The 17,773-nt window shown below is 52.1% G+C and carries 10 protein-coding genes and 2 tRNA genes; 2 read left to right on the forward strand and 10 right to left on the reverse strand.

Going from position 1 to position 17,773, the window contains the following annotated elements; translation table 11 throughout:
* Positions 1 to 10: 10 nt before the first annotated feature.
* From IEX77_RS02050 to IEX77_RS02065, 4 genes are all read right to left on the reverse strand, one after another.
* A complete protein-coding gene (locus tag IEX77_RS02050) occupies positions 11 to 1,342 on the reverse strand; it encodes a glycoside hydrolase family 3 protein (protein ID WP_188807483.1) in 1,332 nt (443 codons plus the stop codon).
* 21 nt (positions 1,343 to 1,363) lie between these two features.
* On the reverse strand, positions 1,364 to 1,783 hold the full coding sequence (locus IEX77_RS02055) for a GtrA family protein (protein ID WP_188807484.1): 420 nt from the start codon (positions 1,781 to 1,783) through the stop codon (positions 1,364 to 1,366).
* A 13-nt stretch (positions 1,784 to 1,796) separates the two neighbouring features.
* Entirely contained in the window at positions 1,797 to 2,477 is a 681-nt protein-coding gene (locus IEX77_RS02060) for a CDP-alcohol phosphatidyltransferase family protein (RefSeq protein ID WP_188807485.1), read from the reverse strand.
* Between the two features lie 394 nt (positions 2,478 to 2,871).
* Positions 2,872 to 2,946 (reverse strand) — tRNA-Val (locus IEX77_RS02065).
* A 611-nt stretch (positions 2,947 to 3,557) separates the two neighbouring features.
* Between IEX77_RS02065 and IEX77_RS02070 the strand changes: the two genes are divergently transcribed.
* Positions 3,558 to 3,878 (forward strand): hypothetical protein, encoded by a 321-nt coding sequence (locus IEX77_RS02070; protein ID WP_188807486.1) that lies wholly within the window; start codon positions 3,558 to 3,560, stop codon positions 3,876 to 3,878.
* A gap of 103 nt (positions 3,879 to 3,981) precedes the next feature.
* Here the strand turns inward: IEX77_RS02070 and IEX77_RS02075 are convergent, their stop codons facing one another.
* Positions 3,982 to 5,928 (reverse strand): DNA topoisomerase IV subunit B, encoded by a 1,947-nt coding sequence (locus tag IEX77_RS02075; RefSeq protein WP_188807487.1) that lies wholly within the window; start codon positions 5,926 to 5,928, stop codon positions 3,982 to 3,984.
* 849 nt (positions 5,929 to 6,777) lie between these two features.
* Between IEX77_RS02075 and IEX77_RS02080 the strand changes: the two genes are divergently transcribed.
* Positions 6,778 to 6,850 (forward strand) — tRNA-Lys (locus tag IEX77_RS02080).
* A gap of 105 nt (positions 6,851 to 6,955) precedes the next feature.
* Here the strand turns inward: IEX77_RS02080 and IEX77_RS02085 are convergent.
* The 5 genes from IEX77_RS02085 to IEX77_RS02105 all read right to left on the reverse strand — a co-directional run bounded on the left by IEX77_RS02085 (position 6,956) and on the right by IEX77_RS02105 (position 17,756).
* A complete protein-coding gene (locus tag IEX77_RS02085; RefSeq protein WP_188807749.1) occupies positions 6,956 to 7,471 on the reverse strand; it encodes a pyridoxamine 5'-phosphate oxidase family protein in 516 nt (171 codons plus the stop codon).
* An 84-nt stretch (positions 7,472 to 7,555) separates the two neighbouring features.
* On the reverse strand, positions 7,556 to 13,252 hold the full coding sequence (gene proA, locus IEX77_RS02090; protein ID WP_188807488.1) for an anti-phage protein ProA: 5,697 nt from the start codon (positions 13,250 to 13,252) through the stop codon (positions 7,556 to 7,558).
* 526 nt (positions 13,253 to 13,778) lie between these two features.
* Positions 13,779 to 15,500, reverse strand: coding sequence for a dihydrolipoyl dehydrogenase (gene lpdA, locus IEX77_RS02095; RefSeq protein ID WP_188807489.1), 1,722 nt, complete (start codon positions 15,498 to 15,500; stop codon positions 13,779 to 13,781).
* Between the two features lie 39 nt (positions 15,501 to 15,539).
* Positions 15,540 to 16,667 carry a 2-oxo acid dehydrogenase subunit E2 gene (locus IEX77_RS02100; RefSeq protein ID WP_188807490.1) on the reverse strand — a complete coding sequence of 376 codons (1,128 nt, stop codon included), beginning with the start codon at positions 16,665 to 16,667 and terminating at the stop codon, positions 15,540 to 15,542.
* Between the two features lie 84 nt (positions 16,668 to 16,751).
* A complete protein-coding gene (locus IEX77_RS02105; RefSeq protein ID WP_188807491.1) occupies positions 16,752 to 17,756 on the reverse strand; it encodes an alpha-ketoacid dehydrogenase subunit beta in 1,005 nt (334 codons plus the stop codon).
* Positions 17,757 to 17,773: the final 17 nt, after the last annotated feature.

Here is a 17,773-nt window from a genome sequence, read left to right on the forward strand (position 1 = left end):
GACGTATGGTTTAGCGACGAGTCTTCGAGGTAGACTGAATAGCCTTGGTCTTTGCCGTGGGATCTTCCCCTTCACCAGCAGATACATTAGCTTGCCAGAGGCGGCTGCGAAGCGCAGCTTCTTCGGGAGTCCAGATCTGCTTCTTGACCTCAGCGGCAGAGGCCTCGGGCGACTTCTTCTTGATGATCAGAGCATACTTGAAGGCTAAGATACGGCGGCACTTCTCTTCTACTTCGGCTTCACTCACCTCACCCGATCGAAGTGCTTGGATGATTGCATTACGAGCTTCTAAAGGCTGTGAGGGGCCGAGGAGGATATCATTACCTGCTTTCAGGGCTTCAACTGCTACCGAGCTCACGCCATTAGCCTGAGCACCTCGCATCTCCAGAGCATCCGTAATGACAAGTCCCTTGAAGCCCATATCGTGGCGTAGGAGATCCGTCGTGATCTTACGGCTAAGGGAGGCAGCACGTCCCGTGGCATCATAGGCAGGTACACGCAAGTGGGCAGTCATCACGCCCCCCAGTCCCGCATCACGATAGGCACGGAAGGGATAGAGCTCGACACGCTGCATACGCTCACATGAAGCTGATACCGTAGGAAGTGTCTTATGGGAGTCTTCGGAGGTGTCACCATGCCCAGGGAAGTGCTTAGCAACAGAGAGGACACCACCCTCTTCGAGCCCCTGACCATAGGCAACAGCACAGCGAGCTACGAGCTCAGGGCTATCGCCAAAGCTGCGCGTACCGATGACGGGATTTTTCGGATTGATATTCACATCCACCACGGGAGCGAAATTAATGTGGATCCCCATCAGCTGGCACTGACGAGCTACCTCAGCACCATAGGCTTTGATAAGCTCCATATCTCCCTTGATACCCAGCCCCTTACTACGAGGATAGCGTGGTGCATCCTTGAGACGCATATAGAGTCCCCACTCCCCATCGAGAGCAATGAGCATGGGCACAGTACTAGCCTCTTGCAGAGTCTGTGTCAAGTCTCGCTGATCGGCAAGGAAGCCCTTTTGGAAGAGTATCCCACCCCACTTCTCCTGCTTCATGCGCTTCAGCAAAGCAGACTTTTCCTCTGGACGTGGGTAGATAATCGGCATGATCAACTGCCCCACACGTCCTTCTAAGTCGAGATTCTTATAGACGCTATCGACCCAGCGCTGCTGTGCTGTAGGATCAATACCACGGAAGACGAGGAGGGCTTCTTGTCGTGGCTCTGTCTTCTTGGGAGTCTTGCTCTCCCGCGGTGCAGAGAAGGCATCAAAGCTAAGAGTACAGCACAGAGCAAGGCCCAGTAAATATCGAGAGGGTTGGAAGGTGATGGTAGCCATTGAGGTATATAAATAAAGCGCCTAGGGCTTCTGCTTACGGAAGACCCAAAAGCGCTGTAGCGTATAATTGAAGAGTACGGAGACAAAGAGGTCGCTGATAAGCTTCCCTATCTTATAGTCAATCCCAGCATAGTGCTCAAGAGCGTATGTGCCAAGATACTTTAGGAGGATACTACCTGCTACAGTCGTAGCAAACTTGAGGATCTGACCACCCAGACCACTATCATAAGCCACCCTCTTATCTCGGAAGGTCCAGTAGCGATTGAGGGAGAAGTTAACGACAGCCCCTACTACCCCACCACAAGCGAGTGCCCAGAAGAGTTCCCAGCCGAAGACTTCGACGCCAAGGATCATCAGTCCATAGTCCACGACAGAGCCAGCTCCAGCGGATATCTGGGCTTGGGTAAAGTTCAGGACAAGACGTCGAAGGCGCTGAAGCAAGGGAAAGATAGCCTTAGTTGGAAGCCTGCTGCTCGCGACGAAGGGCTATATCGCGCTCATCTGCTGCAGCCAGGAGCTTACGGAAGTCTGAGATGAAGGAGAAGAAGAGGATGATCGAGATCACGAGACCGAACCACTGCATGCTCCCAGGGAAGAAGAATTCCGAGCAGAAGAGCAAAGCTAAGATGATACGGACCTCCGTCGGACCGAGGATACCCGAGTCAATCGAATACTTATCGGTGACCTTATAGCGGAGCTGTGAGATAATCATCTCGGCACCATAGAGGACAACGAAAATGAACCCAACGACCTTCCATGCAGGCTGTACGTAGGCATAATAGCCCAAGCCGATAGCCACGATACCTATCCAGTCAACTACGATATCCAGGCAGAAGCCAAACCACTTACGGGGCTTCTTACGGTAGTAAGCAAGACGCCCATCAAGGGAATCTCCGAACCAGTTGATAAAGAATGCGATGGGAGTGAATAGCAGGAGCCAGGAGCCCCAAACTGTAGCTAAGCACATGAGCACCGCTACAAGTAGATTACCGCAAAGTCCCAGCGAGGTAAGCATATTAGACGTCACCCAGCGAGGCATACGCTCTACGAGGTAGGCGATGAGAGCAAGCTCCTGATCATGAAGGATATTCGTTCGCTTACGATCTTGACTTATCGCCTTTTTAGTTTCAGACATAACTCTGTATTATTCTATTGACTGGGTCCTCTGGGCTCAGCCTATCTACCGTTGTCAAATGAGAGACGGGACTTCCATCCTAATGTTTGGAGGTCATACCACCCGAGTACCGACAGCAAGTCGGTGTCTCTACCACAAAGTTAACCTATATTTTCATATAGTACTCCGCCTTGGCACATGGCCTTGCTTATCATTTTACACACCAAGTCGAAATCGCAGCTCAAGCACATTCTTCCCACCTCTGGATTGAGATGGAGAATAAGCTTATCACCCCGGCACATACAAAAAAAGAGGAGCTTTCGCTCCTCTTCTCTGTTGTCTCATAAGGACTCGAACCTTAACAAACAGGACCAGAATCTGTTGTGCTACCATTACACCATGAGACAATACTCGGTGAACCTTGGCGGACTCGAACCGCCGACCCCTACCCTGTCAAGGTAGTGCTCTAAACCAACTGAGCTAAAGATTCATGTCGTTTTTGACACTGCAAAGGTAGGCAAATATTCCGAACTACCAAACATTCGGCGAAAAAAAATCTCTCTACACCACCTATTGTATAGTGCCATTATATCAGGGGCTTCATTTCTATCGGGCAACATCATTCCCCTTTTGAGAGTCATTAAAAAGACTGTAGCTTAGGATGTAGGGTGAGTGAAACTATCGTGACAGAACTAAAGCAATAGCCATTCGTCCCCAGACCTGTAGTTGTCCCGTATGTGAACAACTATTCGTTCGCAGGTAGAACGAGTAGTAGATTAAACCCAAAACCAATAGTCGTTTGCGCATGGACCAGTAGGTGTTTTGAAATCGACTTAGCTTATCTCATCTACGAATAGCTATCAAATGAGAGCAGCAAGTGAGAAGCTACAAGGCACTTCAAGGAGAGAGATTCCTGAGCAAAGAATTAGCTTCGTGTTAATAGTTGCCGACTCAATATGATCCTGAGATCTTGAAAAAGAGAGCACGGCAAAGCGCTGGCAGTATGATTCCAATTACCTTTTATTACCTCTGCTCACAAGAAGTCGGTCCCGAGACCACTCCAATAGTCTTTATTTACTATCTCTAAACTGTAAAGCGAATATGAAGAAGTTCATCCTCGCCGCAGCGTGCCTCTTCGCGCTCGACACAAATATCTCGGCTCGGAACCCTGAAAAGAAGGAACCCGTAAAAAAGGAATGTTCCAAGAACGATGCTAAGTCCTGCGATAAGAAGGACGCCAAGACTTGCGATAAGAAAGATGGCAAGGCTTGCGACCAGAAGGCAGACAAGTCCGCTCAGGAAGCAGGCAAGAAGGACTGCTGTAAGAAGGATGCCAAGTCTAAGGACAGTGCAAAGAAGGACTGCTGCAAGAAGGACGCCAAGGATAAGCAGCAGGATTGCTGCAAGAAGCAGAAGAAATAATCCCTTCTCTAACCTATAGCAAAGGCCCCGCTACTCAATGATTGAGTAGCGGGGCCTTTGCATTTTATACAGCCGTATTACTAACGGCATCTATAGTGCGTGATCATTCATCGACGACGAGATTATCGATGATGAAGTTCTGACGCTCGGGAGTATTCTTACCCATATAGAACATGAGGAGGTTGCTTAGATTATCCTCCTTACGGATACGGATAGGATCCAGCTTGATATTCTCCTCGCTGATCCAGTCCTTGAACTGCTCTGGAGAGATCTCTCCAAGCCCCTTGAATCGCGTGACCAGTGCTCGCTTGCCCAGCTTCTTCAGTGCAGCCTGCTTCTGAGCCTCATTGTAGCAGTAGATGTTTGTCACAAGTTCTTCGGCAGGTGTCTCCTCTGCAGTCTTCTTGGTACGGCCCTTCTTCTTAGCAGGAGTGCTTGTCATAAAGTTGTCTGACTTCTTGTGCTCCTTGGGCAAGAAGACGCGGAAGAGCGGAGTCTCAAGGATGAAGACATGCCCACGACGCACCAGCTCGGGGAAGAACTGCAGGAAGAAAGTAATCAGCAGTAGACGGATATGCATCCCATCGTCATCAGCATCGGTCGCGATGATGATACGATTGTAGCGTAGCCCGTCGAGACCATCCTCGATATTGAGAGCAGCCTGAAGAAGGTTAAACTCCTCATTCTCATACACCACCTTCTTACTCTGGCCATAGCAGTTGAGGGGCTTACCTCGGAGGCTGAAGACAGCTTGATACTTGGGGTCACGACACGTGGTGATGGAGCCACTTGCAGAGTTACCCTCCGTGATGAAGAGGCTGGTACGCTCGGGCTCCTTGGCCTTAGGGTCATTGAAGTGAATGGTACAGTCGCGAAGCTTCTTGTTGTGCAGGCTGGCCTTCTTAGCTCGCTCGCGTGCAAGCTTCGCTACACCACTGAGAGACTTACGCTCACGCTCACTCTCCTGGATCTTCTGCAGCATGATGGCAGCATCCTCGGGATGGATATGGAGATAGTTATCAAGCTCCTTACCAAGGAAGTCATTGAGGAACTTCTGGATACTTCGCCCATCAGGCTCCATATCCTTTGACCCAAGCTTCGTCTTAGTCTGGCTCTCAAAGACGGGCTCCTCGATCTTAATGCTGATGGCAGCTGCCATTCCATAGCGGATGTCGCGGTAGTCGAAGTTCTTCCCAAAGAAGTCCTTGATGACACGAGCTACGGCTTCCTTGAAGGCCGAGAGGTGCGTACCACCCTGTGTAGTATTCTGTCCGTTGACAAAGCTATAGAAGTCCTCCCCTACCTGCGAGGTATGGGTCACGACGATCTCGACGTCATCCTCCTTGAGATGGATGATAGGATACAGGGGCTCCTCGGTAATGTTCTCCTCGAGGAGGTCTGCTAAGCCACGCTTCGAGAGATAGCGCTTGCCATTATAGATGAGAGCAAGACCAGCATTGAGGAAGGAGTAGTTCTTCACCATCGTCTCGACGAACTCATCCTTGTACTCGTAGTCACGGAAGAGGTCAGCATCGGGACGGAAGACGACTCGCGTGCCCGACGGCTCATCGGAGGGAACGGCCTCGGTCTCCTCTAAAAGCTTGGCATGGGAATAGCGAACAGTCTTCGTCAGACCTTCACGCCAGACGGTGATCTCACAGTGAATGGAGAGAGCATTAACAGCCTTGATACCGACACCATTAAGCCCGACAGACTTCTTGAAGGCCTTAGAATCAATCTTCCCTCCAGTGTTCATCTTGCTCGTAGCATCGATGAGCTTACCGAGAGGGATACCACGCCCGTAGTCACGCACAGTCACCTGACCGTCACGGATAGTGATCTCGACCTTCTTACCAGCCCCCATGACATACTCGTCGATCGAGTTGTCAAGGACTTCCTTCAACAGGACATAGATACCGTCATCGGAATGGGAGCCATCTCCAAGCTTCCCGATATACATCCCTGGACGGCGACGAATATGCTCGTCCCACTCCAGGGTCTTGATGTCACTGTCGTTGTAGTCTACTGTCGTCTGTTCTAAAAGAGTCATGTGGTTGTAACGTCCGTCGTTGTTTTGCAGGTCAAAGATAGCAAAAAGCCCGCAGGAAACCGCCTGCAAGCTTATATAATACCCTCTAATATAGCCCTATGTCAACATACTCTCCACGACCTTCCCATAGCCTACCCATTCAGGGGTAACTGCGCTACGTATAGCCTTGGAAGGCTGGTGCTGCTTCGCAGACCGACCGCACGCTCTATCCGATCTCCGCTGACGGCATCCAGGTGCTCCCCAACTACCTCACCCCACACGGGCGATCCATATAGAAGGCTTCCCTTGAGCTCCCACTGTGGAGCTCGAGGGCAAGCGGTTCTATATCATCTTCTTGCATGTCGATGTGTGGTTGCCTATGGAAGGGAGTGGTATGAACCTATATTGGTCATCGGGCTGACCTATATAGGTTGCCTTTCCGAGCAATATAGGTCACGACGCGAACCTATATAGGTTGACTCAGCGACCAATATAGGTCGGTAGCACCTCTCCTTTCTCGTATATGCCATACAGGGTAAGACTGCCCTCTCTTAGTGAAGCGGGATCCAAACGACTACTGGTCTGTATGCGAAACAACTATTCGTTTGGGGGGCAAACTACTATTGGTTCACTATCCAAACTACTATTGGTTCGAGCGCGGAGCACTACTGATTTGAGTGCGAACAACTATTGCTCTATGCTTGACATCTCTATTGCTTCGCGTCTTGGTCTTGAAAAAGTAAGGCTTGCGCCTTGGTGTGGGAGCGCTACACACCCACGGCATAGATATTGGATGTATCACCGATATTGCTTACCTTTGCAGCGCTTTAGAGTGCCTCCTGCAATATGGACACGCTAAAAGCTTAGGTAGAATCAGTAGCTCAGTCGGTAGAGCACATCCCTTTTAAGGATGGGGTCCTGGGTTCGAACCCCAGCTGATTCACGGTGGGGATGTCGCAAGGCATCCCCACACTCTTTTATAAAGCATGCGCCCCGCAAGACCTCTGTATAGGTCTTGCGGGGCGCATGCTTCATCGGAGAGAGAATATCAGTCTCCGGCATGTAAAGCTCCTGTCTGTGGGACGTACTTACGCTTACCACTATACTCCGTAATGTCAATACGAATGATCTCCGTCCGATGGAAGGACTTCTCTACATATGCCTTTCCCAGCTCCATATCATTAGGCGATAGCTTCTCCAAGAGAAGATGAAGCGCATGCCGGCGCTCCTCCTCGCTGAGATCAATATGTGCAGTCCCTCGGAGGATGACACTCTCATACTCGGTAGTAAACTTACTCGGAAGGAGATTCACACGCCCGACGATACAGAGGGAGACCTCAGCATGACCAGCACGTATAGCACGGAGCTTCTTCCCCTCGGGGGCACAGTGGACATAGATGCAGTCTCCACCATCCCAGATATGATTGATGGGGAAGCCGTAGGGCTTACCCTCTTCATCGATCATCGAGAGGACACAGTACTCGCTCTCACGGAGTAGCTCCAGAGCACGCTCTTCATCAAGCAGGCGATCACGACGCCGTACATCAGCATTATTATACTTCATCATCAGATATATAGTTGGGTACAGATTATAGAGACGACTGGAGAGTGGAGGCACCCTACTCTACCCTCTCAGATTTGCGAAAAACTATCTCGACAGTATCAGCTTCCCTTCATTCTCCAAGAGCAAACCTCTCTGTAGCAATTGCTCAAGAGCGTAGGAGAAGGCAGCATCAACATTAGCTCCACGGCGAGAGAATCCCATGCGCTTCGCAGCAATAAGGGTCGCTGCATCAGGGGCGATCGACACATTCTGCTTCACCACTTCGAGGAGGACCTCCATCAGTTCGACCGAAGGGATCTCTTCTATTGAACGCTTTGCGATCGCAGTATTGGGGCGGTAGCCCTTCCACTGCTCACCATCTTTCTGTGTAAGCCAAAGAGTCCGACCATCACGGTCAGAGACAGTGAAGAACATGGGCAGTAGGGCATCCACGATCCCCGTAATCGTCGAGCTCACTCGCGCAAAAGACTTGAAGGCCGCCACACGCTTTGAGAGGAGCGAATAGGTAATAGGCTGCTCTCTGGCTACGACCTCACGGACGAAGTCCTCCAGCGAAGTGCTGGTGTAGCTATCAGTAGCGGGGTACTCCAGCGCCTCAGAAGAGCTTATCGGCTCAGCGATCAGATCTGCCTCAGTGATAGCGAAGGGAGAAGATACAGCTGTAGACTGCGGCTTCAGAGGGCGCTCTGGGAGCGACTTCAGTCGGGCAAGGATGCGCTCTATGACGAGGTCAGGCTGGCGGAACCAGTCCGGACTCCATACACGCATCACCTCCCAGTCGAGGCTCCCGAGTACGCTCGGCTGCACGACCTCACGATCTCGAGTCGTCTGAGTACGTCGGTAGGCTTCTCCATCGATCAAGATCCCTAAGCGATAGCAATCTGGTGCACTGGGCAAGGCTACAGCAAGGTTGACCTTGAAGTTCGAGCGTCCCAGCTGAGTCATCGCAGGATAGCCAGCCTTCTGTAAGCGATTAGCTATCTGCTCGGCGATGATGCGGTCGGCAGAGTCCATATCTGGCTGAGGGCGACGTACGAGCGTCTGTCGCTCAGCATACTCAAGGAAGTGCTTCAAGCCCTCTACGCCCTTAGCCTTCGTGCGGCGCAGATCGATCTGATCACTGGTCATCGTCGAGAAGACCAGCATTTCACAGCGAGCGCGACTGACGGCTACATTGAGGCGACGCTCACCCCCTGCCTTATTCAACGGGCCAAAGTTCATACTGACCTGCCCCGTAGCATCTGCACCATAGCCGATAGAGAAGAGGATGACATCACGCTCATCACCCTGCACATTCTCAAGGTTCTTGATGAAGATAGGCTCATAGAGCTGGTCGGCCAACTCTTGTAGCAAGGTATCACGAGTCATACGCTCGGTCAGCGTATCTTCAATAAGATTCTGCTGTGCGGCACTGAAAGCCACTATACCCATACTCTCCCCTCTCAAGCTATCATCACGCAGACGACGGCATACCTCATGGACGATCGCCTCAGCTTCGGCCTTATTCTGTCGGGTCTTCCCCTTGTCATAGGTCCCCTTAATGTGAATGAATCGCACCTTCGTCGCTTGATCATCCACAGAGGGGAAGGTAATGAGCTCCCCATCATAGTACTCATGGTTACTGAAGGCGATAAGGCTCTCGTGGCGGGAGCGGTAGTGCCAATTCAGCTGTAGCGAAGGTAGACTGAGAGCCTGGCAGTCCTGCAGGATGCTCTCCAAGTCATCGATGCTCTCCTCCTCTTCCTCGACGGAGTTCGTACTGAAGAAACTCGTTGGAGGCATCTGCTTGGGGTCTCCTACCACGATGAGGGCATTCCCTCGAGCTATAGCTCCTACAGCTTCACTGGTCGGCATCTGAGAGGCTTCGTCAAAGACCACTAAGTCGAACTTCTCCGCCCCTAAGTCTATATACTGTGCCACCGACATTGGGCTCATCAGCATACAAGGGCAGAGGCGCGGTAGAAGGTTAGGGATATCATCCAGCAGCTGGCGAATTGAAGTACCTCGCCCTCCATTGGCTATATTACGATTGAGGCGCCCGATCTCCGAGCTATTATCTATGTCCTCGTAGACATGGGGAAGCTGATTGGACAAGCGAGCATAGAGCATCTTCTTCGACAGCTCTTGGAACTCTGCAGTCAACTCCTTGTAGCGCTGCACCTGCTGGTCAAAAAGCTCACCCTCAAACGTGCAAAGGAGCTCGCTCCGAGCTATCTTCTGCTCGGCTAAGGCGCGATAAAGTCCCTTAAAGAAGGCTTGCATAAGCTGCGCTGCATCTACTCGCTTCGCCTCCACTTCGCGAATGACGATATCAAGGCTCTGCGAAGAAAGTTCGCCTCGCAACTGTATCCAGCTATACCACTTCCCGACCAGCCCCTGATGAGTCTGCCAGCGAGAGAAGCACGAAGAAAGCGCCACAGAGAAGGAGCGATCGGAAGGGAACTGATACGACACCCAGGGCTCTGCCTCCTTTATATACTGCGACCACTCACCGGAGAGAGCATCGAGCCCTCGGAGCTGATGCTTTAGCTCTTCAGTGAAAGCAGGCTTAATGGACTCTCGGGTAGCGGAGACTGAGAGCTGTAGCCCCTCAGCAAAAGCCGCTACAGCCTTCACCAAACGAGGGAGGTAATCCAAGAGGCTTCCCAGCTCCGTAGTAGAGAGGCTACGTCCCAAAAGCTGGTGTATCCCTCCGCTCTCTCCCGCACAGTGCTTAACTTCCTTCTGATACTCAAGCACACGCTCCAGATACCCTGCTACTGTCTGAGCTTGTAGCTTCTCACTGTAGAAGCGCATCTTCTTGAGGTAGCTACGAGAGGCAAAGAAGCGAGGTAAGAACCAAGAGTCTTCAATTGCCTTCCACTCCTGCAGGAGGCTCAGTGCATCTATCTCTAAGAACTCCTCCCGGCAGTCAGCCGTGAGCGTGGCACGGAGTTCATCACGATGCTTCATATGCTCCCAGATCGAGCGCAACTGGGCTCCCTGATGCTCATCAAATGCAATAGCGGCGACAGATGAGTGCATCAGTGGAGAGGCTGAGATCTCTGAGAGGAGGTCTATACCAAGACGTAGACTTTGCTCACTATCCTCCAGATCTGCGCCAAAGATCTCCGTAAGGAGAATATGCGCACGCTGTATGCGTCCTGTAAGAGTCACACCTTCGTCAAGGAGACGTGCTAAGGTCTGCGGCTCTTGGATGCAGGCAAGTGTGGGCCATAGTCCGACCAGCGGATGCTCCGAGGGCTGCCCTACGACATTGAGTACTGCGGGCAGTTTGCTACCGAGTAGCTCTTCGCAGTGCGTGATAAATTCCCCATCAAGATGTGCCAGCTGCTCGTTCAATGCGACCTCAAGAGGCTCTACCTCATACGACTCATATCGCGATATACATTCGTAGAGGGAGAGCTTGGCTCCCTCGCGATCCTCATGAAGACTCTCCATATACTGGATCAGCAGCGTACGACGCTCGTAGAGCTTCTGGGCTATGGAGTCATATTCCTCTGGCTCTCGGATCTTCGCCGCATGTAGAGCTTTATCCAGCTGCTCCAAGACATGCTTCTTTGTCACCTTGTTGGAGTGAAGCTCAAGGCAGAAGGGATCAAGACCGATCTTCTCAAGTCGGCTCTGCACCACGCTGAGAGCAGCCATCTTCTCTGCGACGAAGAGCACTCGCCGCCCCTGGTAAAGTGCGTTGGCGATGAGGTTCGTGATCGTCTGTGACTTCCCCGTACCCGGAGGACCATAGAGTATGAAGGAGGAGCCACGCCCGGCCTCCAAGACAGCAGATAGCTGTGACGAGTCTACGGGGACAGGTAGAGCAATGCTCCCAGGAGTCAGATGCTTATCCTCCTCTGCCAAGTTCGTCTGCAGAGGCTGAGGTTGCCACTGGAGCGAACCACTGACGAGGCTGGCGACGACAGGATGCGAGAGAAGCTCCTCGCGATGATTATGAATATCGTGCCACATCAGGTACTTATTGAAGGAGAATGCCCCAAGGACACACTCCTCCTCGACATCCCACTTACTCTGCTCTCGGAGAGCGTCTCGGACTTGCGCAAAGATGAGAGGCACATCGACACCATGCTCATCACGGGGAAGGGGATCAATCCCCTTGATGCGTATGCCGTAGGTCTGGCGGATATATTCGATGAGGGTGATATTGAGTGAGATCTCCTCATCTCGCTTGCGGATATAGTAGCGCCCACGCTTGTAGATGAGATCCACGGGTAGGAGAAGAAGTGGAGCATAGCGTGCTCGAGGGCTATTCTTCTTCTCATACCAGCGAAGGAGACCAATCGCCAGATAGAGCGGATTAGCCCCCGTCTCTTCCCTCGTGGTACGAGCATGACGATAGATATTCTTGAGGATCAACTGTGTCTCATCCTCAGCGTAGTAGGTATGTAAGAGCTTCTGTCTCGTGATATCATTTAGGATAAGCGGCTCCAGAGAGCTAATCATACTGGAGCGAAGTAAGCGCTCTTCTCTATCTACTCGTACGACTCCCTCAGGAATAGGATGGATGCAGTACTCCGTATTCTCCTGCAAGTAGTCCTCTATGGAAGCGACATCGAAGGAGATGAACTGTATGGCACGGCTACGGACAGAGAGATTGAGGAAATTGTTGCGCAGAGAGAAGTCCAAGAGCTTTCGCTCCCAGATATCAAGCTTATTGACCTCCGTCTTATCGTCATAGGCACGATCCAAATCATATCGAGTGCGATGGGTAGCCTCGATGGCACAGGCCGTATGCTTAGGAGCTTCCTCTGGAGCCAACTTCCACTTACCACCCTCACTGAGGCGGGTTGGTAGCGAGATAATACCCTCCAAGCGACAGCGAGCTAGGTCAATGAACATCTGAAACTCATTATCCCTCTTGAGATGCTGCCGAGCGATCTCCTGTGCATGCTCAAAGGAAGCATAGTCCTTAGTAAGCTCCGTACACTCAAGTACAAGCATCTCGGAGATCCCCTCAGAGCATGCCTTCTCTAAGAAAGATGCATCATCACAGATGCTCTGACGGTAGCACACTTCGCTGAGCCACACACCGAGGAAGGCATGCCCACGCATGATCACTACCCCACTATTGATCCCAACCGCCTCCAGCACAGAGGCCATCAAGAGGGTCAGCTCAATACAGTTCCCCTGATGACTCTCAAGGACCTGATCTGCGAGCGTGATGCGCTGCCCGATAGCCTCATAGCTGGCCGGTACTGCGCGGTAGATAATCCCCTCTTGATGGAGTGCAGCAAAGATGGCACTAACTTGCTCAACGACCGTATTGGGGTCTCCATCTTGATACTCAACAAAGGCACTTGCCCCTGTCATCTGCTTGAGGAGAGCTGATGCCTTGACGACCATCCGCCCTACAGCAGGCTGATTGGGCACCACAAAAGAGGCCAGACACTGTGGAAGGATCTGCGTCCCCAGCCATTGATCAAATGCCATCAACTCCAGGTCATACTCCCGCGAAAGCAAGACTTCTTCCCCGCTATAGATCTGTACAGTGAAGGAGGAGATGACGCGCTCTGAGAGCTCAAGCAAAGCATCAGCCTTGGGGAGAACAGCGACATCAGAGATACGTACCGTGCTCCCACGATCAATGCGGCTATATATAGCAGAGCGCTGCTCTTGGACAAAGCGCCCCCCAATAGAGACACTGATATCCAGCAGATCTTCCTCACCGACATTCGCGAGCTCTATACTGCTGCAGACTGGGATATGGTTGTGTAGGAGTGCGTAATTGACATTCTTGATATAGTCAATATGTAGCTCTATCATCATTGTAGGGGTCGTTAGTCAGGTAGATATGGGAAGGCAAAAGATAATGCCTCTCACCGCTATAACACTCAAAGGTAGCTATATTTCAGAAGGTAGATGCATAGGGGAATCCCCGTCTTTCCTCCAAGAAGAAGCCTTCCCTAAGAAGTGCAGTAGCTGAGAGAAATACCTCAGCAGAAAGCACTACTATGAAGTCGGGAAAGTAACCAGTACTGGTCCGAGAGGTGACCAGTACTGCTCCACTCGCTGACCAGTACTGGTCGATATACCCAACCAGTACTGCTCACTTCAGCGACCAGTACTGGTCGCAAAAGGAACTAGCAGAGGGAGGGTCATCGCACTGCATCATACTCCCTATTTATCCATCAGATAATCAGCCAGCTATCTCCATAGCCCACTTCATAGCAGCACCTAAGAAAGATACTTTTCCCTACCCTCGAAAAAAAGAAGCCTCCCCACCGCTTCATATAAAAGCAGTGGGGAGGCTTGTCTTATCAGAGCATAGAGCTACAAAGAGCTCTACGAGAAGTTACTTCTTCTTAGCGGGAAGGTGAATAGCCAGACCCAGAGCGTCAGCTATAGCTTCATAGAGAGCTTCGGAGTAGGTGGGGTGCCCGTAGATCGTAGCGATGACTTCCTCAGCGGTAGCTTCCATCTCCATGATCAGCGAAGCCTGGCTGATCATTTCAGCAGCCATAGCACCGATGATGTGGATACCAAGGATCTCACCGTACTTATTATCGAGGACAACCTTGACGAAGCCTTCCGTTTCACCAGAAGCGAGTGCACGACCGTTAGCTGCGAAGGCGAACTTACCGATGCGGACATCTCCATACTTCTCACGTGCCTGGTCTTCGGTCAGACCGACCATAGCAACCTCGGGGCGCGTATAGACTACAGAAGGAGCGGAGAGCATCTTGAGTGCACGTTCGTTGCCCTGCAGAGCGTTCTCAGCAGCGACCTCACCCATACGGAATGCCGTGTGAGCAAGCATCTTCAGACCGTTGACATCACCAGGAGCATAGATGCCCTTGACGCTGGTCTCCATGAACTTGTCGACCTTGATGCGACCGCGCTCGATTTCGAATTCGATCTCACCGACCCCTTCGAGGTCAGGCACACGACCGATAGAGAGCAGAGCCTTTTCAGCTTCGATAGCCGTACCATCCTTGAGGATAGCAGCGAGCTTGCCCGAGCGGTCTTCGATCTTTTCGATAGCAGCACCAGTCAGGATCTTGATACCACGCTTTTCGAGTTCGCTACGGAGCGTCTTAGAGACTTCCTTATCAAGAGCAGGGATGATGTAGTCAGCCATCTCGATGATCGTCACCTTCGTACCGAGGGAGACGAGGGCTTCAGCCATTTCGACACCGATGACACCACCGCCGATGACGACGAGGCTTTCTGGACGTTCTTCGAGGCTGAGGATATCGTCACTGGTCAGGACTGCAGGATGATCGAGACCAGGGATAGGCAGACGACCTACCTTAGAGCCACCAGCGAGGATGATCTTGTCAGCCTTGATGATGTCCTTACCATCGACGACGACGTCCTTGTCACGGTTGATCTTACCGACACCGCGGAAGACTTCGACACCGTTGCTCTTGAGCAGCGAGTAGACACCGCCCGTGAGCTTCTTCACTACGCTGTTCTTGTAAGAGACAAGCTTCTTCATATCGACAGAGAAGCTGGTGTCAGCGAAGTTGATACCACGAGCTGCAGCCTGTGCTACACCGTCGAGGATCTCAGCGTTGCGGAGGAACGTCTTGGTAGGGATACAGCCCTTGTTGAGGCAGGTACCACCGAACTCAGCCTTCTCAACGATAGCGACCTTAGCACCGAGCTGTGCAGCACGGATAGCAGCTACGTAGCCAGCAGGGCCACCACCGATGACGCAGAGGTGGTAGGAGCCTTCGAGATGTACCAGAGGAAGTGCAGCACCTTCGTGCTTAGGACCTTCCTGCTTTTCAGGTACGATCTCATCCTTGGTGCGGACGGTCTCAAGGCTTTCGCCAGCTTCACCGATGTAACCAATAACTTCAGCGATGGGTACCGTCTCACCAGCCTGGTGAGTAATCTTGAGGAGCACACCCGAAGCTTCAGCTTCGAGCTCCATGCTCGTCTTGTCGGTCATGATTTCGAGGAGGACTTCACCAGCCTGTACGGGGTCTCCCTCGTTCTTGCGCCAGCTGACGATCTCACCTTCGGTCATATCTAAGCCCGTCTTGGGCATGATGATCTCTGTTGCCATATCTATTTAGGATCTTCTTTTGTGGTTCGAGTGGTTGATTTAAACGAGGAGAGGGAGTGGAGACTCCAGGGTAGCCTTCAGCTCCTGCATGAACTTAGCTGCGCCAAGACCATTGATGACACGGTGGTCGCTGGTCAAGCTCATCTTCATAATGGGACGGATGACGACCTCGCCGTTGCGTACGACGGGCATTTCCTTAGTCCCTGCTATGGAGAGGATAGCGGAGTTAGGCTGGTTGATGATCGAGGTGAAGGACTCGACACCATACATACCCAGGTTGGAGATGGTGAAGGTGCTACCTTCCTGATCCTGTGGGGTAAGCTTCTTGCCAACAGCACGCTCGGTGATGTCCTTGAGACGGAGCATCAAGTCTACGAGGCCAAGCTTCTCTGCCCCATGAACTACAGGCACCAGAAGGCCTTCATCCATACCGACTGCCATAGCGAGGTTCACATAGTTGTGAAGCTCGATCTGTGAGCCATCAGCAGAGAGTGAAGCATTGATATAGGGGTGATTCATCAGCGTGCGCACAACAGCGATGGAGATGATATCCGTGACAGTGAGCTTTTTGCCCGTCTTCTCCTTGATAGGCTCAAGGAGCTGCTTGCGTAGCTTCGTAGCTTCGTACATATCCACCTCATAGTTCAGGACGAAGGTAGGAGCAGAGAAGTAGCTATCGGCCATACGCTTAGCGATGACGCGACGCATCATGTTCATTGGTACGATCTCGACTTCACCTGGAGCTGCAGCAATTGAAGAGGCGGCAGATGCAGGAGCCTGAGCAGAAGCAGCGGGAGTGGCTGCAGGTGCAGCAGGTGCAGCAGCTGGAGCAGCGGCAGGAGCAGCAGGCTTATCCAGCGTAAAGGGATCGATGATCCCCTCGAGGTTGGGGTAATAGCGATCTCCAAGGACAGCAGCTACATCAGATCGCGTGATCTTCCCACGGAAGCCCGTCCCCTTAATCGTAGAGGTATCAATGCCAAAGGCATCAGCGATCTTCTTAGCCAGAGGAGTGATGCCACCTGCCTTCTCGTAGCTGAATTCAGCTACGTCCTCAGCGTGGATACGCCCCTTGTAGCCAGAGCCTGCGATCGCATTCAGGTCGACTCCCATGCGGTGAGCCAATGAGCGAGCTGCAGGTGTGGCTCTTAGTTTATCATTTCCCATATTCAGATTATTCTTATGACGTATAGCCCTCACCTGTGATTGGGGTAGAGGGCTATACGCGGATAGTATCTTCGTGTGCGACGATTAGCGCTTGTCGTAGAGGCGCTCGATATACTTCAGGATGCGATCAACATCGGGGAGCATAGCGACCTCGAGAGAGTGGTTGTAAGGCGTGGGGATATCCTCAGCAGCCAGACGCAGGATGCGGCTATCGAGATAGTCGAAGGCACCGCTCTCAGCGATAGAAGCTGCGATCTCACCGAGGAAACCACCCGTCTTGTGAGCATCGTTTACGAGGAGTACACGACCTGTCTTGCGGACAGACTCAATGATCGTCTCACGATCCAGCGGAGCCAGCGTCATGAGGTCAACCACTTCGACCTCGATACCCTTCTCAGCAGCCTTGTCAGCAGCCTTGAGGACGCGCTCCAGCATACGGCCATAGGTAACCACAGTGACATCCTTACCGACACGCTTGATATCAGCCTTGCCAATGGGCAGGACAAAGTCAGGAGAGGTAGGTACCTCACCCTTCATGTTGTACTGAGCCTTGTACTCAAGGAAGATCACAGGGTTGTTGTCACGGATAGCGGCCTTCAGCAGCCCCTTGACATCTGCAGGGGTACCTGGAGCTACGACCTTGAGACCAGGGATGTGGCAGAACCATGATTCGAGACTCTGAGAGTGCTGAGCAGCAGAGCCCAGACCCGAGCCAGCAGCGCAGCGGAAGACAACGGGCACTGAACCCTTACCACCATACATATAGCGGGTCTTAGCAGCCTGGTTCACGATGTTGTCCATCATATACACGACGAAGTCCATGAAGGTCACGTCGACGATAGGACGCATCCCCGTCAGAGCAGCACCGACAGCACAACCCGAGATAGCGTTCTCGGAGATAGGCGTGTCACGTACACGCTCACTGCCGAATTCCTCCAGCATACCTACTGAGGTACCGAAGTCACCACCATAGACGCCGACATCTTCACCCATAAGGAAGACGTTCTCATCGCGACGCATCTCTTCGCTCATCGCTTCGATGATGGCGTCACGCACGGACATCACCTTTGTTTCTTGTCCTTCTATCATAATAGTTTATTCTTTTT

The organism is Porphyromonas pasteri (assembly GCF_014647755.1).
GTDB lineage: Bacteria > Bacteroidota > Bacteroidia > Bacteroidales > Porphyromonadaceae > Porphyromonas > Porphyromonas pasteri.